Raw genomic sequence first — 19926 nt, 5'->3', positions numbered from 1 at the left:
TTCAGCCCTTTTTCGATTTCGCCGGCGCTTTGGCCTTCGTTGCCTTCGGCTTGGCGGCCGTCTTGGTGGTCTTGGCTTCGGCCGCAGCCGCCTTCGGCTTGGCTTTCGCCCTTGCCGGCTTTCCGGCGGGTGCCTTGCCTGCCTTTTCAGTGATCAGCGCCAGCGCTTCCTCGACGGTGATCGCCTGCGGATCCTTGCCCTTCGGCAGGGTCGCGTTGACCTTGCCCCAGTTGACATAGGGGCCGTATTTGCCGTCGCGAACGGTGATGGCGCCGCCGTCGGGATGATCACCGAGCGTCTTCAGCGCCGCCGGCGTGCCGCGGGCACCTCGGCCCGGCGCCTTGTTCGCCTTTTCGGCGATGACGGTCACGGCGCGGTTGAGGCCGACCGAGAACACGTCCTCGACGGTTTCCAGATTGGCGTAGGAACCGTCATGCAGAAGGAACGGCCCGTAGCGGCCGATGCCCGATGAAATCATCTTGCCGGTTTCGGGATGTTTGCCGATATCGCGCGGCAGCGAAATCAGCGCCATCGCCTTTTCATAATCGATATCCTCCGGCTTCCAGCCCTTCGGCAGCGACGCGCGTTTTGCCTCCTTGCCGTCGCCGCGCTGGATATAGGGGCCGAAGCGGCCCGAGCGCAGCGTCAGTTCTTCGCCGGTCGTCGGATCGGTGCCGAGGTTCTTCGGCTCGTTGAGGGCGACACCTTCCGCTTCTCCGCCGTTTTCGGAGGAGAGCTGACGGGTGTAGTTGCATTCCGGATAATTCGAGCAGCCGACGAAGGCGCCGTATTTGCCGAGCTTCAGCGACAGGTTGCCTGTGCCGCAGACCTGGCAGATCCTGGGGTCGCTGCCATCTTCGCGCTTCGGGAAGACCAGCGGCGCCAGCGCCTCGTTCAGCGAATCGAGCACGTTGGTGACGCGCAATTCTTTGGTGTCCTCGATCTGCGCGAAGAAATCCTTCCAGAAATCGCGCAGCACCTGCTTCCAGTTCAACTCGCCGGCCGAAATCCGGTCGAGCTTTTCCTCGAGGTCGGCCGTGAAGTCATATTCGACATATTTGGTGAAGAAGCTCTCGAGGAAGGCCGTCACCAGCCGGCCCTTGGCCTGCGGGATCAGCTTGCGCTTGTCGATCGTCACATAGTCGCGGTCGCGCAGCGTCGCCAGCGTCGCCGCATAGGTGGAGGGCCGACCGATGCCGAGCTCTTCCATCTTCTTGATCAGCGAGGCTTCCGAATAACGCGGCGGCGGTTCGGTGAAATGCTGTGTCGAATTGATCTTCTGCTTGGCGAGCGTCTCGCGCGCATTGATCTCCGGCAGACGGCCATCCTCGTCGCCATCGTCGCTCTGCTCGCCGTCCTCCTTCTGGTCAGTATAGGCGGCGATGAAGCCGTCGAAGCGGATGACCGAGCCGACGGCGCGCAGGCCGGCCTTCTCGCCCTTGTTGTCGGCGGTGATTTCAGCCGTCGTGCGCTCGATCTCGGCCGATGCCATCTGGCTGGCGATGCCGCGCTTCCAGATCAGCTCGTAGAGCCTGATCTGGTCGGCGTCGAGGAATTTGCGCAGACGATCAGGCGAGCGGTAGAAATCGGTCGGACGGATCGCCTCGTGCGCCTCCTGGGCGTTTTTCGCCTTGGTCGAATAGAAGCGCGCTTTCTGAGGCAGATAGCGTTCGCCGAACTGGTCTAGGATGGCGCTCCGGGCGGCATCGATCGCTTCGGGCGCCATCTGCACGCCGTCGGTTCGCATATAGGTGATGAGACCGACCGTCTCGCCGCCGATATCGACGCCTTCATAGAGCTTCTGGGCGATCTGCATGGTGCGCGACGCGGAGAAGCCGAGATTGGAGGAGGCGGCCTGCTGCAGTGTCGAGGTCGTAAACGGAGGTCCCGGGTTGCGCCTGACCGGCTTCGCCTCGACCGTGTCGACGATATAGCTCGCGCCCTCGAGCAATGCCTTCAGGCGGCCGGCATCCTCGCCGTTGCCGATGGCGCGCGGCGGCAGCCGTTTGCCGTTCGCCGAAACCAGTCTTGCCTCGAACTCGTCGCCGCGCGGCGTCTTGAGAAGCGCGGAGAGATTCCAATATTCTTCCGAAATGAAGCGCTCGATCTCGGATTCACGGTCGCAGACCAGACGAAGCGCCACCGACTGGACGCGTCCGGCCGAACGCGCGCCGGGCAGCTTGCGCCATAGCACCGGCGAAAGATTGAAGCCGACGAGATAGTCGAGCGCACGGCGCGCCAGATAAGCGTCGACCAGCGGCACGTCGATGTCGCGCGGCTCGGCCATCGCGTCGAGCACCGCCTTCTTGGTGATCGCGTTGAAGACGACGCGCTTGACCGATTTGCCGTTCAGCACCCGCTTCTTGTTCAGCATGTCGAGGACGTGCCAGGAAATCGCTTCGCCTTCGCGATCCGGGTCGGTCGCCAGAAATAGCCCGTCGGAGGATTTCACCGCGTCGGCAATATCCTTCATCCGCTTGGCCGAGGCCCCATCGACCTCCCAGAGCATTTCGAAATCCTGATCGGGGAGGACCGAGCCATCCTTGGCAGGCAGATCGCGCACATGGCCGAAGGAGGCGAGCACTTTGTATCCCGAACCCAGATACTTATTGATCGTCTTGGCCTTGGCAGGCGATTCCACCACTACAACATTCATGATGATTCTCTAAAAAGACTCCGCGCCGGCGTGGAAGCCAGCGCAACACGCAGCGCAACTTGGATACTGGCCCTCCGACATGGACAGGGAATTCGCTGCGGTCAAGGGGTTTGCTACAATTTTACTTCTTGCGAACGGTGCAATCGAGGGAAGATTGTGCGCTGAATACAATTTCAGATGGCGCGCCTGTTGAATTCGACACGCGGCTACTGCAACTCCCGAGGCGGCTCTCTTATCTCGCGCAAAGCTCAGTCGGAAAGCGAAACGAGGCCGCCCTGATGCCGATGCAGCCTGCCTGATATGTCGAGTTCCCAGAAGAATGAGATAGACGGCTGATGCCGGAAGGCCGGTGTGGCGGATGACGTCGTCGATCTCGACCGGCGTCGGTCCGAGCGCATCGATGATGCGCATCCGGTCTGAATCGCCGGGCGGCATCGTTATTGGCTTGCTCTCGCCTGCCGGTTCCTCCGCCCTCGACGAGGGGAACAGCTCGAGCTGCGCCAGCGGCGCCAGGGCCTCGATAACATCGGCAGGTTCGGTAACGATCGAAGCGCCGTCCTTCAGCAGGCCGTTGGTGCCATGACAGCGCGGATCGAGCGGCGAGCCGGGCACGGCAAACACCAGGCGGCCGAACTCGCCGGCAAGGCGTGCAGTGATCAGTGAGCCCGAGCGCGTCGCCGCTTCGACGACCACGAGACCGAGCGCGATGCCGGCTATCAGCCGGTTCCGGCGCGGAAAATCGCGGGCGCGGGGCTCCCAGCCGAAGGGCATTTCGCTGACCGCCAAGCCGTTGCCGCCGGCGATCTCCTCGATGAGGCCGAGATTCTCCGGCGGGTAGGGCTTGTCGAGGCCACCGGCAAGCGCCGCGATCGTGCCCGTCTCGAGGCTTGCCCGGTGCGCGGCCGTGTCGATGCCGCGCGCCAGGCCCGAAACCACGGTGTAACCCGCGCGGCCGCAGTCGCGCGCCACCATTGCCGCGAATTTGGCGCCGGCGATAGAGGCGTTGCGCGAGCCGACAATGCCGACGGCCGGCCGTTTGGCGGCGGCAAGCGCACCTTTGACGGCAAGAAGCGGCGGCGCGCCGTCGATCTGTTTCAGCGCCTGCGGATAGTCCGGCTCGCCGATGCCGACGAAGCGGGCGCCGAAACGATGCGCCGCCTCCAGTTCCCGATGCGCCTCGGCTTCGCTGGCAATGCGGATTGCCCGCGTCGCGCCGCCGCGCGCCGAAAGCTCCGGCAGCGCCGCAAGCGCCGCCTCGGCCGAACCGAAATGGTTGATGAGATCGCGAAAGGTCGCAGGACCGACATTGTCCGAACGGATCAGGCGCAGCCAGGCAATTCTCTGCCGTTCGCTCAGCACCGTACCTTTTGATCCCGCGCTCGGCGCGTCCATTATCCCTTCGCCCCGATCTTGTTTTCCGTCCCGCCCATCAGCCGGGAGATATTGGCCCTATGCTTCCAGTAGGAGATGACAGTCATGATCGCCATGACCGCCGCAACCTTTTCATTGCCGAGGATCAACAGGGCGACCGGAATGACGAGCATGGCGACGAGCGCCGACAGCGAGGAATAGCGGGTGGTAACCGCGACCGCCAGCCAGACGGCGGCGAAGAGCACGACCATGATCGGTGCGACGCCGAGAAGGGTGCCGATATAGGTGGCGACGCCCTTGCCGCCCTTGAAGCCGATCCAGACCGGGAAGAGATGGCCGATGAAAGCGAAGAAGCCGGCGATGATCGCGGCCTCTTCACCAAGGAAATAGCCGAGGATCCAGGCTGCCGCCGATGCCTTCAGCGCGTCGAGCAACAGCGTCGCTGCGGCGAGCTTCCGGTTTCCGGTTCTCAGCACATTGGTCGCGCCGATATTGCCGGAGCCGATGCTGCGCACATCGCCGAGGCCGGCCGCACGCGTGAGGATCAGACCGAAAGGAATGGAGCCGAGGAGATAGCCGATGACGGCGGCGGCAAGCGCGATCGGCAGCGTGATCTGCCATGACATGAGATTGGATAACATATGCCCCCTCGGCCCTCCGATGGCCTGTCCTCAGTCCAGCCGGTCCCTAAAGTGCGTGGACAAGCTTTCCCGAGACGTATGTCGCGACCGCCCGCCCGCTGAAGCGCGCATCCTCGAACGGCGTGTTCTTCGAGCGGGAGAGAAGCATGTCTTTGGCGACAAGCCAAGGCTCATCGAGATCGATCAGCGTGATATCGGCGGCAGCACCCGGCTTCAGCGTGCCGGCATCCAGGCCGAAAATCTGAGCCGGGCGAGTGGACATGGCGTCGATCAGGCGCATCAGGCTGACCTGGCCGCCGTGGTGAAGCCTGAGGGCCGCCGCCAGCATGGTTTCGAGGCCGACCGCACCGTCCGCCGCCTCGCCGAAGGGCAGGCGCTTCGTATCGACGTCCTGCGGGTCATGCGAGGAGACGATGATGTCGATGGCGCCGCGCGCCAGCGCGTCGACCATGGCGACCCGGTCGTCCTCCGGGCGCAGCGGCGGATAGAGCTTGAAGAAGGTGCGGTATTCGCCGATGTCGTTCTCGTTGAGTGCCAGATTGTTGATCGAGATGCCCGAGGTCACCTTGGCGCCGCGGCTGCGGGCACGCTCGATCGCCTCAACCGATTGCGGCACCGAAATCATCGCGGCGTGATAACGTCCCCGCGTCAGCTCGGCGATCCGGAGATCGCGTTCGAGCGGGATGAGCTCGGCTTCTCTCGGAATGCCGGAGAGCCCGAGCCAGCTGGCGAAAAGCCCCTCATGCATGACGCCGTTGGCGCCGAGATATTTGTCGCGCGTTTCGCAGCAGACGACGGCGCCGAATTCACGTGCATAGGTCATGATCCGGCGCAGCACCTGCGTATCGTGAACGCTGGAATGGGCATCGGTAAAGGCGACGGCGCCAGCCTGCATCAACAGGCCGATCTCGGTCATCTCCTCGCCGGCAAGACCTTTGGTGATGGCGGCGGCCGGATAGACCTTGACGGCGGCGGTATCGCGCGCCGTCTTCTTGACGAATTCGACAAGCGCGATGTCGTCGATGACGGGATCGGTGTCCGGCATCATGATGATCGAGGTGACGCCGCCGGCCGCCGCTGCCCGGCTTGCCGAGGCGATCGTCTCGCGGTGTTCGCCGCCGGGTTCGCCGATATGGACGCGCGCGTCGACGAGGCCCGGCGTCGCGACGAGGCCGGTGCAGTCGCGCACGACGGCGCCGTCCGGTGTGCCCTGGTTCCGCGCTGCGCTGCCGGCGGCAAGGATGACGCCGCTTTTTGCGATGATCGTGCCCACTTCGTCGAGATTGCGCGAGGGATCGACGATGCGGACGTTCTTGAGGACGATCGGGTTGCTCATGCCTTCATTCCGTCGGTTCGGGGGCCCTGGTTCTGCGAGACGAGCAGCGTCTCCATGACGGCCATGCGCACCGCGACCCCCATTTCCACCTGTTCGGCGATCACGCTCTGCGGACCGTCTGCGACCTCGGAGGCGATCTCGACGCCGCGGTTCATCGGGCCCGGATGCATGACCAGCGCATCGGCTTTCGCCGCCTTCAGCGTTTCGGCGTCGAGTCCGTAGAAGTGATAATATTCACGCACCGACGGCACGAAGGCGCCCGACATGCGCTCGCGCTGCAGCCGCAGCATCATAACCACGTCGGCGTCCTTCAGCCCTTCCTGCATTGAGTGGAAGACCTCGACGCCCATCTCGGCGATGCCGGAGGGCAGGAGCGTGGCAGGCGCGACGACGCGCACGCGCGCGCCCATCGCATTGAGCAGCAGGATATTGGAACGCGCCACCCGCGAATGCAGCACGTCGCCGCAGATCGCTACGATGATGCGCGACAGCTTGCCCTTGGCGCGGCGGATCGTCAGCGCGTCGAGCAGCGCCTGGGTCGGATGTTCGTGCTGGCCGTCGCCGGCATTGACCACCGAGCAGGAGACCTTCTGGGCGAGCAGGGCGGCCGCACCGGCGCTCGAATGGCGGATCACAAGAACGTCGGGGCGCATCGCATTCAGCGTCATCGCCGTGTCGATCAGCGTTTCGCCTTTCTTCACCGAGGAATTGCCGACCGACATGTTCATGACGTCGGCGCCGAGCCGTTTGCCGGCAAGTTCGAAAGAGGCCTGCGTGCGCGTCGACGCCTCGAAGAAGAGGTTGATCTGCGTCAGCCCGCGCAGCGTCGACGTCTTCTTCTCTCTTTGGCGGCTGATCTTGACGGCTTCGTCGGCCTTGTCGAGAAGATAGGTGATATCCTGCTCGGTGAGGCCCTTGATGCCGATGAGGTGGCGGTGGGGGAAAAAGACCATGACCCTGCCTCTTGCTGTCTCTGGCGGGTCTATAAAGAGTGCGGCCCGCCGGGGCAAGCATGCGCTGTGGGCAAAGGCTTATGTCCCCATGCATTTTCGCCGAAATTCCGATAGAGCAGAATGAACCGAATCATAACTTCCGGTTTCCCTTTGCCGGGTTCTTACACTAGAAGCGAATTATGACCTCCGCCAACCGGACTGACGACAAACTCGCAGAACTCAACCAGCCGAGCCTGTGGTCCGGCATCAACGCCTACCGGTCCGATCCGCTGATCGTCGACCTGACGGCGGCCCTTCCGCGCGGCATCCGCGAGGATCTGGAAAACATGGGCCGCTACGTCACCTCGCCGGAGGCGCAGGAACTGGCGCGCATGGCCAATCAGGGCGCGCCGCAGCTGCGCACCCACGGCCCGCGCGGCGAGCGCCTCGACGTCGTCGAATTCCATCCCGCCTGGCACGCGTTGATGCGCCGCTCCATGTCGGTCGGCCTCCATTCCTCCGTTTGGGATCCGCAGGCCGATACCGACGCCAAGGACGAGGCCCACAAGGTTCGCGCCGCCCGCTTCTATCTGACGGCGCAGCTGGAATCCGGTCATCTCTGCCCGCTGACGATGACGAGCGCCTCCGTTGCCGCGCTCTCGGCCTCGCCCGCAGTGCAGAAGGACTGGGCGCCGAAGATTCTGTCGCGCAAATATGATTCGTCCAACCGCCCCGCCATGCAGAAGTCCGCGGTGACCCTCGGCATGGGCATGACGGAAAAGCAGGGCGGCACCGATGTCAGGGCCAATCGGAGCGCTGCCGAAAAGGTCAGCGAAGGCATCTACCGGCTCTCCGGCCACAAATGGTTCATGTCCGCGCCGATGAGCGATGCCTTCATCATGCTGGCGCAGACCAAGGAAGGCATGGGCTGCTTCCTCGTGCCGCGCCTTCTGGAGGACGGTTCGGCCAATGGCCTGCAGTTCCAGCGGCTGAAGGATAAGGTCGGCAATCGCTCCAATGCCTCTTGCGAGGTCGAATTCACCGATACGTTCGGATTCCTGCTCGGCGGCTCCGATGCCGGCATCCGCACCATCCTCGACATGGTGACGCTGACCCGTCTCGATTGCGCACTGGCCTCCTCGGGCATCATGCGCGCCTCGCTCGCCGAAGCCGTGCACCACACGCGCGGCCGCAGCGTTTTCGGCAAGATGCTCGTCAACCAGCCGATCATGACGCGCGTGCTTGCCGACATGGCGCTCGACGTTGCCGCCGCCACCGCGCTGTCCTTCCGTCTTGCCGATGCCTTCGACAAGGCGCGTGGCAATGCCGAGGAGGCGGCCTATGCCCGCGTCATGACGCCGGTCGCCAAATACTGGTGCTGCAAGATCGCGCCCGCCTTGATCTATGAAGCGATGGAATGCATCGGCGGCAATGGCTACATCGAGGAACGTCCGATCGCCCGGCACTATCGCGAGGCTCCCGTCAATGCGATCTGGGAAGGCTCCGGCAACGTCATGGCGCTCGACGTTCTGCGTGTGCTCAACCGCGGCAAGGACCTGTTCGAGACGGTCTTTGCCGGCCTGGCACGCGATCTCGGTCCTGCTGGCAAGAAGACGATCGACGTGTTGCGCGCCGCCATCGCGCTCTGCGAACAGGATGAGGGCGCGGCGCGCCTGCTCGTCGAGCAGCTGGCCCTTGCGGCCGGGGCTGCCGAACTTTATCGGCTTGGGGCAGGGCGCATTGCCGATGCCTTCATCGAGACGCGGCTTGCCGGCGGCTGGCGCTCCACTTACGGCATGCTCGATTCCCGCTTCGACGCCAGCTACATCGTCGATCTTCTCTATCCGCCGGCGGCCTGACCGCAGGCGGGGATAGCTCGATCTGGAACACCGCCCCTCATCCGCCTGCCGTCACCTTCTCCCCGTAAAACGGGGCGAAGGGGACATGCCGCAAGCTCTCCGTCTCTCGCCAACGTCTCGCAGGACACGTCCCCTCACCCCGTCAGAACGGGGGACCGCAGGACGGGTCGAGACCAGCGGCTCGACCCCGGCAAGGGTTAGGGTGAGGGGCAGCCGTCGACGCACCGCATCGCTATTGCTCAGCTCGAGTGGGGAGGGCGTCCACCTGGGATAATCAACGTCTGCCGTCCAGCTGGTCGCAAGGTATCTCGTCCAGTTCGCCGTCCCAGCCAATTCCAGCGAGATCCGCGATCGCATTTTTCCGGCGGTGGCTCTCGACGAGATTTCGTAAAGCCAGTTCTACCGTGGCCTCTTTCGTCGCCAATCCGGTGGCGATCATTGCGGCGTCGAGCAAGCCATCATCGATATCCATCGTCGTTCGCATGACCATCCTGAGTGTACCAATATCGTCAAGGTACACGCCCAGCCCTCAGGCTTCAACTTTGCTAAAGAAGCACCGCCATAAACAAAATCCGGCCGCGTCGCCGCGGCCGGATTTTCTCATTTACGTCCGAAAATCAGCGTTCAGAAGAAGCCGCGGCGCTGCCACCAGCCGGCCTTCTTTGGCTTGCCGTCGTCGCTTTCGCCGTTTTCGCTACGGGTGGATTTCACCGTCGGCTCGGAGGAGGCGATGTTGGATTCGCGGTTGGCGCGAACCGGCTTTGCCTCTTCCTGGGCGGGCGTTTGAAGGTCGGCGGAGGCTTCGGCCACCTCTGGCTCGACTTCGGCGGCGGGTGCTGCTTCTGCTTCGGCCACAGGCGCCTCTACCGGCGATGCGGCGGCCTTGCGACGGCCGCGGCCACGGGCGGGCTTCACTTCCTCGGTGACGACGGCCGCACCCTCGACGGCGGCCGCTGCGGCCTGGTCTTCGCGCTGTTCGGCAGCCGTCTCGACGATTGCAGCTTCGGCAGGCGCGACGTCACTCGAGGCGTCGTCGCCTTCGTCCTCATCGCTGCCGTTGTCTTCGCCGGCTTCACCGGCCGCCAGTTCGGAGCCGTCTTCGGCGCGGTTGCGGCGACCGCCACGCTTACCGCGACGACGGCGCTTGCGGCGCTGCGAGTTCTTCGTTTTCGGCACGGGCCTCCGGCTCAGCGCCGGTGGTTTCATCGCCTTCGACGCCTTCGTCGTCGCCGTCCTCGTCCTCATCGCCGGCTTCGCCCGCAGCCGATACAGGCTGTTCGGCACTGCCGTTGCGGCCGCGGCGGCGCCTGCGGCGCTTGCGCTTGCGGTTGCCGTCACCTTCACCTTCCGAGCGCGCCGTGGCTGCGCGTTCGGCAGCAGCCGGCTTTTCCTCGAGTTCCTCGTCTTCGTCCTCGTCCGCCTCGATGATGATGTCGTCGTCGTCATCATCAGGAATGGCTGCGAAGTTGAACAGCGTTTCGATCTTGACCGGATTTTCCACGGCCTCGCCGCGATCGATGGCGAAATGCTGCGCGCCCACCGAACCGTCCGCATCGATGACGATCGCGACGCCGAAGCGGCTCTCGTAATCGACGATCGTCTGGCGCTTGTGGTTGAGCAGGTAGAGCGCGATGTCGGGGGTCGTCCGCACGGTGATATTGTGCGTCGTATTCTTGAGCAGATACTCTTCGATGCCGCGCAGAACATGCAGCGCGACGGAAGACTGCGAACGGACGTGGCCGGTGCCGGCGCAATGCGAGCAGACCTGGGTGGTCGATTCGAGAACCGAAGCGCGGATGCGCTGGCGCGACATTTCGAGCAGGCCGAAATGCGAAATCCGACCGACCTGAATGCGGGCGCGGTCGTTCTTCAGGCATTCCTTCAGCTTCTTCTCGACGGCGCGATTGTTGCGCTTTTCTTCCATGTCGATGAAGTCGATGACGATCAGGCCGGCGAGGTCGCGCAGGCGAAGCTGGCGGGCGATTTCTTCCGCCGCTTCGAGGTTGGTCTGCAGCGCCGTGTCCTCGATCGAGTGTTCGCGCGTCGAGCGGCCGGAGTTGACGTCGATCGAAACCAGCGCTTCCGTCTGGTTCATGATCAGATAGCCGCCGGAGCGCAGCGTCACCTGCGGCTGCAGCATGCGGTCGAGCTGGGCTTCGATGCCCGAACGCGAGAAGATCGGGTGGATGTCGCGATAGGGCTGAACCACCTTGGCATGGCTCGGCATCAGCATCTTCATGAAGTCTTTGGCTTCACGATAGCCGTCTTCGCCGGCAACGATGATCTCGCCGATATCCTTGTTGTAGAGATCGCGGATCGAGCGCTTGATCAGCGAGCCTTCCTCATAGACGAGGCAGGGAGCGGTGGAGGCGAGCGTCAGCGTGCGCACGTTCTCCCACAGGCGCATCAGATATTCGAAGTCGCGCTTGACCTCGACTTTGGTGCGGTTGGCGCCGGCGGTGCGCAGGATGACGCCCATGCCCTGCGGCACTTCGAGCATGCGCGCGATTTCCTTCAGGCGCTTGCGGTCGGCCGGGTTGGTGATCTTGCGGGAAATACCGCCGCCGCGCGCCGTATTCGGCATCAGCACGGAATAGCGGCCGGCGAGCGAGAGATAGGTGGTCAGCGCCGCGCCCTTGTTGCCGCGCTCTTCCTTGGCGACCTGCACCAGCAGGATCTGCCGGCGCTTGATGACTTCCTGGATGCGGTACTGCTTGCGCGGTTTGCGCTGCACGCGGTCCGGCACTTCTTCCATCGCGTCTTCGGCGCCGACGGATTCGATGACTTCCTCTTCACCGTGATCGTCATCGTCATCGTCGTCATCGTGACGACGCTTGCTGGTGTCGACGTCCTCGGAGATCGAGTCGGTCTCCACCATCGCGGCCATCGCGCCGCCGGTCGAGCCGTCATCCTCGTTGTCGACGCTCGCAGCGCCTTCGGCTTCGACGTCTGTGGGAACGGCGTCCTCGGTCGCGGTGGTTTCGGCAGCCGCTTCGGTGACCTTCTTGCGGCTGCGGCGCGGCCGTGCCTTCTTGGCCGGCGCTTCCTCGGCGGCTTCGGGCGATGCCGCCACGTCTGCCGCTACGGCAACATCTTCCGCCGTTGCCTCTTCCGTTACGGCAGCCGGTTCCGGCGCCTCTGCTGGCACAATGCCGACATCCGGCTGGTCCTGGGTCGAAAGGTCGACCATCGGCGCGGTTTCGACATGCTCGACGTCTTCGTCGCGGCGATGTTCCTCGGCCTCGGCCCGAAGCAGCGCCTGACGGTCGGCGAGCGGTATCTGGTAATAATCGGGGTGGATTTCGGCGAAGGCCAGGAAGCCGTGCCGGTTGCCGCCGTAATCGACGAAAGCGGCCTGCAGCGAGGGCTCGACCCTCGTTACCTTTGCGAGATAGATATTGCCGCGGATCTGCTTCTTGTGCTGCGACTCGAAGTCAAATTCTTCTATGCGGTTTCCGCGAACGACAACGACGCGCGTCTCTTCCTCGTGAGACGCATCGATAAGCATTTTGTCTGCCATGTAAGCTGTGCTCCTCGGCGTGGCCGCGAGAGCGCATTCCCGACTGCTGTAGAAACAGAAAGAATGCGGTCCACCGTGGCCGCGCCGGATAATGAAAGTCGCGCCTGGCGCGAAGAGGAGAGCAGCAGCCAGACCGCAGCCGGAACCATTTCGGTCCGGGGCCTGTACACTTCAGATAAAACCTGCTGCGAAACCATCAACAACCAAGCGTGATCGACAAATACGAAGACCCTTTTCGGGTCCGATGAGGTTGCTCCCTGAGAGCGTGGTGGCTGATCCACCAATGAAGTTCCGACCAGAAGCCGGAAAATCAGGATCCAGTTCTCGAGTTGAAGCGCATGAGACGGCGGACGATGACCGATGTGGCGCCAGGTCCAGATCTGGCTGGCAGCCCTTGCGGCGACTCTATCCCGTCAACACTTCTACCCTAAAATGCGTTGTATGTTTTCTCTGTCACAATAGCAAGGGAAAAGCCAAATGTGCCATAATATTGATGGATTTCGGAACACATAGAAGCTGGGGGCCAGCGATTGCGATTCGGCAGGCGGCAAAGGCGTTTCGCTCTCGGGCGTCCGCTCCGGCCATGTCGGGTCCATCGCGCTATAAATAGGATGTGGCGGTTTATTGTTTAAGAGGGCTCGGATCGCGGCGCAGTCCGCAACGCGGCGATCGACATTCGCAAGGCGGCTCATGACGGCGGTGTTTGTCGCCGGCTGTATTCTGCCTGGTGTCGCGGTTGCGGCTGAGACGAGGGATCCGCTGCTTGCCTATGGCGCGCGCATCATCGGCGATGACGCCAGAACACGTATTGTTATCGATTTCGACCGCGAACCGCGGTTCTCCGTTCACTATATCGCCAATCCTGAGCGCATCGTCGTCGACCTGCCGGCGACCGCCTTCGGCTTTCCGGGCAAGGATCTGGCCGCCCACGGCCTCTTCAGGGACATCCGCTACGGCAAGATGGACGAGGAGAGCGCCCGCATCGTGCTGACAGCGGCACGGCCGGTGAAGCTTTCCCTCGCCAAGGTGCAGGCCGACGAGGCCGGCAAGGGGCATCGGCTGGTGCTCGAGGCCGAGATGATCGACAAGCAGGCCTTTGCCGAACTGGTCAAGACGCAATCATGGAGCGACCGGGCCTGGAACGATCGGGACGCCGCCGCCCAGACGACGAGCGCCATTCCCGCACCTGCAAAAACCGCCCCCGGGGATTTCGTCATCGCCGTCGACGCCGGCCATGGCGGCATTGATACCGGCGCGATCGGCGTCGATACCAAGACCGAGGAAAAGCAGGTGACGCTCGCCTTCGCCAAGGCTCTGGCCGACCGGCTGAACAAGGAACCGGGCATCAAAGCCTTCCTGACCCGCAATGACGATGAATTCCTGTCGCTTTCCCAGCGCGTGCTGATTGCCCGCCAGAACCATGCCGGCCTGTTTATTTCACTGCATGCCGACACGCTGAAGCAGAAGGATATCCGCGGCGCGACCGTCTATACGATCTCGGACAAGGCCTCCGACAAGCTCGCCGCCGACCTTGCCGAACGCGAGAACCTTTCCGACCAGATCGCCGGCAAGGAGACGGTCGCCGAGCCTCCCGAGGTCGCCGACATCCTGCTCGACCTAACGCGGCGCGAGACGCAGGCCTTCTCGATCTCGCTGGCCGAGAGCGTGCTGAATTCCTTTAAGGATCAGGTCGGTACCATCAACAATCCGCACCGCCATGCCGGCTTCCGCGTGCTGCAGGCCCCCGACGTGCCGTCGATCCTGCTCGAGCTGGGATTCCTCTCGAATGCCGAGGATGAGAAACGGCTGCTCGATAAGAGCTGGCGCGGCAAGATAGCCGATCTGCTGACCGACGCCGTGAAGCGGTATCGCAGCGGCGTCGTTGCAAATGGCGGGTGATGCGTGCAGCAGTTGAAGGTGTTACAGTGTCGCTTGCGACTATGAAAGACGCGCGGTCAGGGCGCCGGCCGGTTGATTAAGGTCGATACCCGTAAAAACAAAGAGTTGAGTGTGCCCCTTGAATCGAATTTCGCAGCGGCGCGCTCCAAATTGGCGGCGGGCAGGGGCGTTGCTTGGATGTGACAGTTCCGATGAAACGCGGCGGCAGCGATGAATGCGGCGGGCAGGGCCCTATTTTGCTCACATTCACGCCGTTACTCCGGCCTATGTTTCACAGCCTGAAGCGCGGAATCGGCTTGTAGCGGTAGCGCTCATGGAGTAAGCCGCGCGCAACGTGCAAATTGCCTTGATCTGTGCAATCGTTGCGTCTGTGCCGATTGAAGATCGAAGAGACCGGTAGCTGAAAATATGGTTAGACTTCTTGGATATTTCTTCGGAATGGCCTGCGTCCTGTTTCTGGTCGCGGCGGCGGGTATTGCCATCTATCTCGCCAATGTTGCGAAGGATCTCCCGGACTATGCCGTTCTGAACAGCTACGCGCCGCCGGTGACGACGCGCGTGCATGCCGGCAACGGCGCTCTGATGGCTGAATATGCCAAGGAAAAGCGTCTCTTCCTGCCGATCCAGGCCGTCCCCGACCGCGTCAAGGCCGCTTTTCTGTCGGCTGAAGACAAGAATTTCTACAACCATCCGGGCGTCGACCTGACCGGCCTCGGCCGCGCAATCCTCGTTAATCTGCAGAATTTCGGTTCCGGCCGCCGCCCGGTCGGCGCCTCCACGATCACCCAGCAGGTGGCCAAGAACTTCCTTTTGAGCTCGGATCAGACGATCGACCGCAAGATCAAGGAAGCAATTCTCTCCTTCCGCATCGAGCAGGCCTACAGCAAGGACAAGATTCTCGAGCTCTACCTGAACGAGATTTTTTTCGGCATGAATTCCTATGGCATCGCCGGCGCCGCGCTCACCTACTTCAACAAGTCCGTTACCGAACTGACCGTTGCCGAAGCCGCCTATCTGGCATCGCTGCCGAAAGGTCCGGCCAACTATCATCCTTTCCGCCATCCCGAAGCTGCCCTTGAGCGCCGCAACTGGGTGATCGACCGCATGGTCGAGAACGGCTATGTCAACCAGAGCGACGGCGCGGACGCCAAGAAGCAGCCGCTCGGCGTGACCGCCCGCAGCACTGGTCCCTCGCTCTTCGCTTCCGACTATTTCGCCGAAGCCGTGCGCCGTCAGCTGATCGATCAATATGGCGAGAAGGTCCTCTACGAAGGCGGCCTTTCGGTGCGCACCTCGCTCGATCCGCAGATGCAGCTTGCTGCCCGCAAGGCGCTGCAGGATGGCCTCGTGACCTATGACGAGCGCCGCGGTTTCCATGGGCCTATCAAGCAGATCGATGCAAGCGGTGACTGGGGCAAGGCGCTTGCCGATGTTCCCGCGCTGTCCGACGTGCCGGAATGGCGCCTCGCCGTCGTGCTCGCCGCATCGGACAGCAATGTCGACATCGGCCTGCAGCCGGCCAAGGAGGGCAGCGGCAAGGTCGCGGCCGACCGGCAACGCGGTACGATAGACGCCAAGAACATGCAATGGGCCTACCGTTCGGCGGACGGCTCCCGCAAGACCGCAAAAACGCCGGCCGGCGTCTTGAACCCGGGCGACGTCGTCTATGTCGAGAAGCTCGGTGACGAGGCGTCGACCTCCTATCGCCTGCGCCAGCCGCCGAAGGTGCAGGGTGGCCTGGTCGCCATGGATCCGAAGACCGGCCGCGTGCTCGCCATGGTCGGCGGCTTCTCCTATGCCCAGTCCGAATTCAACCGCGCCACCCAGGCGATGCGTCAGCCGGGCTCCTCCTTCAAGCCCTTCGTCTATGCGGCGGCGATGGACAATGGTTATACGCCGGCGTCCGTTATCATGGACGCGCCGATCGAAATCGTCTCGGGCGGCCAGGTCTGGAGGCCGGAAAACTACGGCGGCGAATCCGGCGGCCCGTCGACGCTTCGTTCGGGCATCGAGCATTCGCGCAACCTGATGACGGTGCGCCTCGCCAACGATCTCGGCATGAACATCGTTGCCGAATATGCCGAGCGCTTCGGCATCTATGATCACATGCTGCCGGTTCTCTCCATGTCGCTCGGCGCCGGCGATACCACGGTGCTGCGTATGGTCTCGGCCTATTCGGTCATCGCCAATGGCGGCAAGCAGATCAAGCCGACCCTGATCGACCGAATCCAGGACCGCTACGGCAAGACGATCTTCAAGCATGAGGAGCGTCTGTGCGAGGGCTGCAATGCCAGCGACTGGCAGAACCAGGAAGAGCCGAATGTCGTCGACAACCGCGAAACCGTTCTCGACCCGATGACCGCCTATCAGATCACCTCGATGATGCAGGGCGTCATTCAGCGCGGCACCGCCGCCGGCAAGATCGATCTCGGCGGCCGCGACGTCGCCGGCAAGACCGGAACCACCAACGACGAGAAGGATGCCTGGTTCGTTGGCTTCACGCCGGATCTGGTCGCCGGCCTCTATTTGGGCTTCGATACGCCGGGCCCGCTCGGCCGCGGCGGCACCGGCGGTGGTCTCTCCGCCCCGATCTTCAATGAATTCATGCAGGCCGCCGTCAAGGACACGCCGGAATCGAAGTTCGTCATTCCGCCGGGCATGAACCTGATCCCGATCGACCGCAAGACCGGTATGGCCGCCGTCGACGGCGATCCGAACACCATCATCGAGGCCTTCAAGCCCGGCACCGGCCCGGCCGACAGCTTCAACGTCATCGGCATGGACAGCACCATGGCGCCGGAAGAGATCCTGAAGACCTCGCCGCAGGCAAACCAGGCCGTCCAGACCGGCACGCCCGGCCTGTTCTGACCATCGCCGGATTTTGAACGCCCGCCGCGGCTCTTTACATCCGCGGCGGGCGTCTCTATTCACCAGCATCTGAAAAGACAGTTACGGAAAAGCAGGAAAATGCGAGCCGAAATCGAAAACGTGGTCGATGAAACCAAGCAGGCTATCACCCTGCTGAGGAGGCATCTTTGACTGGGACCAGGCGATAAGACGACTGGACTGGTTGAACAACAAGGCAGAGGATCCGAACCTCTGGAACGACGCTACCGAAGCGCAGAAGCTGATGCGCGAGCGCCAGCAGCTGGATGACGGCATCAACGGCGTCAAGCAGCTCGAACAGCAGCTCAACGACAATATCGAGCTGATCGAGCTTGGCGAGGAAGAGGGCGACCAGAGTGTCGTCAAGGAAGCCGAAGACACGCTGAAGGCCCTGAAGGCCGAGGCCGCGCGCCGCCAAGTGGAAGCCATGCTTTCCGGCGAAGCCGACGGCAACGACACCTATCTCGAAGTCCATTCCGGCGCCGGCGGCACCGAAAGCCAGGACTGGGCGAACATGCTGCTGCGCATGTATACCCGCTGGGCCGAACGCCAGCGCTTCAAAGTCGAGCTTCTCGAAGTTCATGACGGCGAAGAAGCGGGCATCAAATCCGCCACCCTGCTCGTCAAGGGGCACAATGCCTATGGCTGGCTGAAGACGGAATCGGGCGTGCACCGTCTGGTGCGCATCTCGCCTTACGACAGCAATGCGCGTCGCCACACCTCCTTCTCGTCGATCTGGGTCTATCCCGTCGTCGACGACTCGATCCAGATCGAGATCAACGAAGGCGATTGCCGCATCGATACCTATCGTTCTTCGGGCGCCGGCGGCCAGCACGTCAACACCACCAACTCGGCCGTGCGCATCACCCATATCCCGACCGGCATCGTCGTGCAGTGCCAGCAGGAGCGGTCGCAGCACAAGAACCGCGCCAAGGCCTGGGACATGCTGCGCGCCCGCATGTATGAAGCGGAACTGAAGAAGCGCGAGGACGCCGCCAACGCCGAAGCCGCCTCCAAGACGGATATCGGGTGGGGCCACCAAATCCGCTCTTACGTGCTGCAGCCTTACCAGCTGGTCAAGGACCTGCGCACCGGCGTCGCCAGTAGCGCTCCTGATGACGTGCTGGACGGCGATCTGAACGAATTCATGGAAGCGGCCCTTGCCCACCGCATCAGCGGCGCCGCCGACGCGGTCGTTGATGATGTCGACTGACAGGCAGCCGCGAGATCGAATGATGAGAAGGCCCCGGAGACGGGGCCTTCTTCATTCAGGCGATTGCGCGGATGTCGCCGCCCTAAACAGCGCTGCCGACAGATCGGCGCTCTCGTCATGAATGGCTGCGCGCTCGATATCAGGGGGATCGGTGAAGAGCTCGGCCGCAAAGGCAAAGCCTAATCCCGTGCCCTCCGGGACGAAGACATAATGCCCGAGGCCGCCGCCGAAGATCTTCAGCGCGCTGCGCGCCAGCCGCTCATGCAGCCATGCAGAACATTCCTCGGCCGGTGCCGCCCTGTCGGCATCGCCGACCAGCATAAGAACGGGTACCTCGACCGTTTTCAGACTATCCTCGCTGAAACCGAGAACGGAGCGACCCGGCGCGCAGAGGAGCGCGGCCTTGATCCTGTCGTCACGATAGGATTGCGACATGCGGGACCATGACTGGCGAAACACATCGCTCTCACGCAGCAACGAGGGGATATGATCGGCAAGGTCGGGAAATTCCCTTGGGCCGCGCGGCCCACCCGGTTTCAGCCTCGACGGTTCGAACTGCGAGAACCGGGCGACGGCGCCGAGAAGCAGCATGACGCTATAGGCTCCGGCCGAAAATCCGGCCGCAAAAGCACGGGTTGTGTCGATCCGGCCGGCGAGATCGCCGAGCCAGTCGCGACTGCGGTCCAGCATCAGGCTTAGGTCCGGCGCCCGTTCCCAGAGACAGGCAAAGCCTTCGGCGCGGTAGGGTTCGAGGCCGGTATTGCCGTGATGGTTGACGCCGAGCGCAACAAATCCGCGCTCGACAAGGCGCCGCGCCAGCCATTCCAGCCCCGCCGCAGATCCGCCGGTGCCGTGCGACAGCAGGACCAGGGGATAAGGTCTGCTTGCCGGCCGAATCGGCGCATCGCGGGCGACCGCCGCCTTGCGAAACCAGCTTCGTTCCCGAATGTCGCTTTCCCGTGCGTCGTCGGCAGCCGGATACCACAGAGACCAGCTGACGGGCCTCGGGCCGGCTGCGTCCCAGTCCGGTCGTTGGTCGTCGTAAAGAACGCCGTCGCGAAAGCCGAGTTTCATCTTCCAAGCCTGTGCAAACAGCGTGCCGCTGTTCAATTGGTCGCTTTCTCGATGGTGATGTCACCGAGTTCGTCGATCAGCACCGTCCAGCCATCCGGCTCGGCCGCCGGGTCGGTCTTCAGATAGATGGTGGCGAAGAGGCCGGGTTGCTTGCTGATGCCGCTCGAATTCTCCGGGCGTATATCGGTCACGTAGGGCTTCAGGTCGCTGATCTCCTGAAGCTCGATGTTCGAAGCGATCGCCGGGCCGGTCTCCGTTTGGGCAATCTGCTGCAGATAGACCTTCGAGGTCCGATCCGGCTGGCGCACGGCAAAGAGCTTGTAGTAGCCGTGGCGCTTTCCCTGAGGGGCGGAAACATTCTCGGCGGCGGAAGGCGCCCGCTCGATATCAGGTGCGTTGCCGTCGTCCTCCCAGTAGCCGGTGCTGCTGGCAAAGATCACCGAAGCCGGCAGGATGGCGTCCTGAGCGGGAGCGGCGATGGCGGCCGAGCATCCGACGAGGAAAATCGTGGTCATCAATATCCGTCGCATTGCCATCGT

11 protein-coding genes and 2 pseudogenes are annotated in these 19926 nt (G+C 63.2%); 4 read left to right on the top strand and 9 right to left on the bottom strand.

Annotated features, from left to right (window positions below; genetic code table 11):
- Position 1: 1 nt before the first annotated feature.
- From topA to MHI61_RS15260, 5 genes and pseudogenes are all read right to left on the bottom strand, one after another.
- Entirely contained in the window at positions 2-2656 is a 2655-nt protein-coding gene (gene topA / locus MHI61_RS15280; RefSeq protein WP_239792585.1) for a type I DNA topoisomerase, read from the bottom strand.
- Positions 2657-2904: 248 nt separating this feature from the next.
- Positions 2905-4048, bottom strand: a pseudogene (gene dprA, locus MHI61_RS15275) (DNA-processing protein DprA).
- On the bottom strand, positions 4048-4668 hold the full coding sequence (gene plsY, locus MHI61_RS15270; RefSeq protein ID WP_239792584.1) for a glycerol-3-phosphate 1-O-acyltransferase PlsY: 621 nt from the start codon (positions 4666-4668) through the stop codon (positions 4048-4050). Before plsY ends, dprA begins: the two are co-directional and overlap by 1 nt.
- Positions 4669-4714: 46 nt before the next feature.
- A complete protein-coding gene (locus MHI61_RS15265; RefSeq protein ID WP_239792583.1) occupies positions 4715-6004 on the bottom strand; it encodes a dihydroorotase in 1290 nt (429 codons plus the stop codon).
- A complete protein-coding gene (locus tag MHI61_RS15260) occupies positions 6001-6957 on the bottom strand; it encodes an aspartate carbamoyltransferase catalytic subunit (protein ID WP_064682245.1) in 957 nt (318 codons plus the stop codon). Before MHI61_RS15260 ends, MHI61_RS15265 begins: the two co-directional genes overlap by 4 nt.
- Positions 6958-7136: 179 nt before the next feature.
- Here MHI61_RS15260 and MHI61_RS15255 point away from each other — a divergent pair, with 179 nt between their 5' ends.
- Positions 7137-8795, top strand: coding sequence for an acyl-CoA dehydrogenase family protein (locus MHI61_RS15255; RefSeq protein ID WP_239792582.1), 1659 nt, complete (start codon positions 7137-7139; stop codon positions 8793-8795).
- A gap of 274 nt (positions 8796-9069) precedes the next feature.
- Here MHI61_RS15255 and MHI61_RS15250 read toward each other — a convergent pair whose 3' ends face one another.
- Together MHI61_RS15250 and MHI61_RS15245 are read right to left on the bottom strand one after the other, a co-directional pair.
- The gene (locus tag MHI61_RS15250) at positions 9070-9279 is read right to left on the bottom strand and encodes a type II toxin-antitoxin system VapB family antitoxin (RefSeq protein ID WP_239792845.1); all 210 of its coding nucleotides are present in this window, start codon (positions 9277-9279) and stop codon (positions 9070-9072) included.
- A gap of 140 nt (positions 9280-9419) precedes the next feature.
- Positions 9420-12315 (bottom strand): annotated as a pseudogene (locus MHI61_RS15245) (ribonuclease E/G).
- A gap of 624 nt (positions 12316-12939) precedes the next feature.
- On the opposite strand from MHI61_RS15245, the gene MHI61_RS15240 reads away from it, so the two are divergent.
- The 3 genes from MHI61_RS15240 to prfB all read left to right on the top strand — a co-directional run bounded on the left by MHI61_RS15240 (position 12940) and on the right by prfB (position 18313).
- The gene (locus MHI61_RS15240) at positions 12940-14214 is read left to right on the top strand and encodes an N-acetylmuramoyl-L-alanine amidase (protein ID WP_239792581.1); all 1275 of its coding nucleotides are present in this window, start codon (positions 12940-12942) and stop codon (positions 14212-14214) included.
- 408 nt (positions 14215-14622) lie between these two features.
- Positions 14623-17082, top strand: coding sequence for a penicillin-binding protein 1A (locus MHI61_RS15235; RefSeq protein ID WP_239792580.1), 2460 nt, complete (start codon positions 14623-14625; stop codon positions 17080-17082).
- 99 nt (positions 17083-17181) lie between these two features.
- Positions 17182-18313 (top strand): peptide chain release factor 2 gene (gene prfB / locus MHI61_RS15230; RefSeq protein ID WP_239792579.1). Its coding sequence is split into 2 segments (ribosomal slippage): positions 17182-17250 and positions 17252-18313, totalling 1131 coding nucleotides; the frame shifts between segments, so codons are not numbered across the junction.
- A 51-nt stretch (positions 18314-18364) separates the two neighbouring features.
- Here the strand turns inward: prfB and MHI61_RS15225 are convergent.
- The gene (locus MHI61_RS15225) at positions 18365-19387 is read right to left on the bottom strand and encodes a dienelactone hydrolase (protein ID WP_239792844.1); all 1023 of its coding nucleotides are present in this window, start codon (positions 19385-19387) and stop codon (positions 18365-18367) included.
- Between the two features lie 32 nt (positions 19388-19419).
- Positions 19420-19923 carry a hypothetical protein gene (locus MHI61_RS15220; protein WP_239792578.1) on the bottom strand — a complete coding sequence of 168 codons (504 nt, stop codon included), beginning with the start codon at positions 19921-19923 and terminating at the stop codon, positions 19420-19422.
- Positions 19924-19926 lie beyond the last annotated feature (3 nt).

This window comes from Rhizobium sp. K102 (assembly GCF_022385315.1).
In the GTDB taxonomy this organism is placed as follows: Bacteria; Pseudomonadota; Alphaproteobacteria; order Rhizobiales; family Rhizobiaceae; genus Rhizobium; species Rhizobium croatiense.
Note: the sequence above shows the minus strand (reverse complement) of the source record. Positions and strands in the feature narration are given on the sequence as shown.

Bases quoted from the DNA above. Each gene is read 5' to 3' on its own strand.
- plsY (WP_239792584.1), bottom strand. From the start codon at position 4,668: ATGTTATCCAATCTCATGTCATGGCAGATCACGCTGCCGATCGCGCTT.
- MHI61_RS15225 (WP_239792844.1), bottom strand. From the start codon at position 19,387: ATGAAACTCGGCTTTCGCGACGGCGTTCTTTACGACGACCAACGACCG.
- topA (WP_239792585.1), bottom strand. From the start codon at position 2,656: ATGAATGTTGTAGTGGTGGAATCGCCTGCCAAGGCCAAGACGATCAAT.
- MHI61_RS15220 (WP_239792578.1), bottom strand. From the start codon at position 19,923: ATGGCAATGCGACGGATATTGATGACCACGATTTTCCTCGTCGGATGC.
- MHI61_RS15260 (WP_064682245.1), bottom strand. From the start codon at position 6,957: ATGGTCTTTTTCCCCCACCGCCACCTCATCGGCATCAAGGGCCTCACC.
- MHI61_RS15265 (WP_239792583.1), bottom strand. From the start codon at position 6,004: ATGAGCAACCCGATCGTCCTCAAGAACGTCCGCATCGTCGATCCCTCG.
- MHI61_RS15235 (WP_239792580.1), top strand. From the start codon at position 14,623: ATGGTTAGACTTCTTGGATATTTCTTCGGAATGGCCTGCGTCCTGTTT.
- MHI61_RS15255 (WP_239792582.1), top strand. From the start codon at position 7,137: ATGACCTCCGCCAACCGGACTGACGACAAACTCGCAGAACTCAACCAG.
- MHI61_RS15250 (WP_239792845.1), bottom strand. From the start codon at position 9,279: ATGCGAACGACGATGGATATCGATGATGGCTTGCTCGACGCCGCAATG.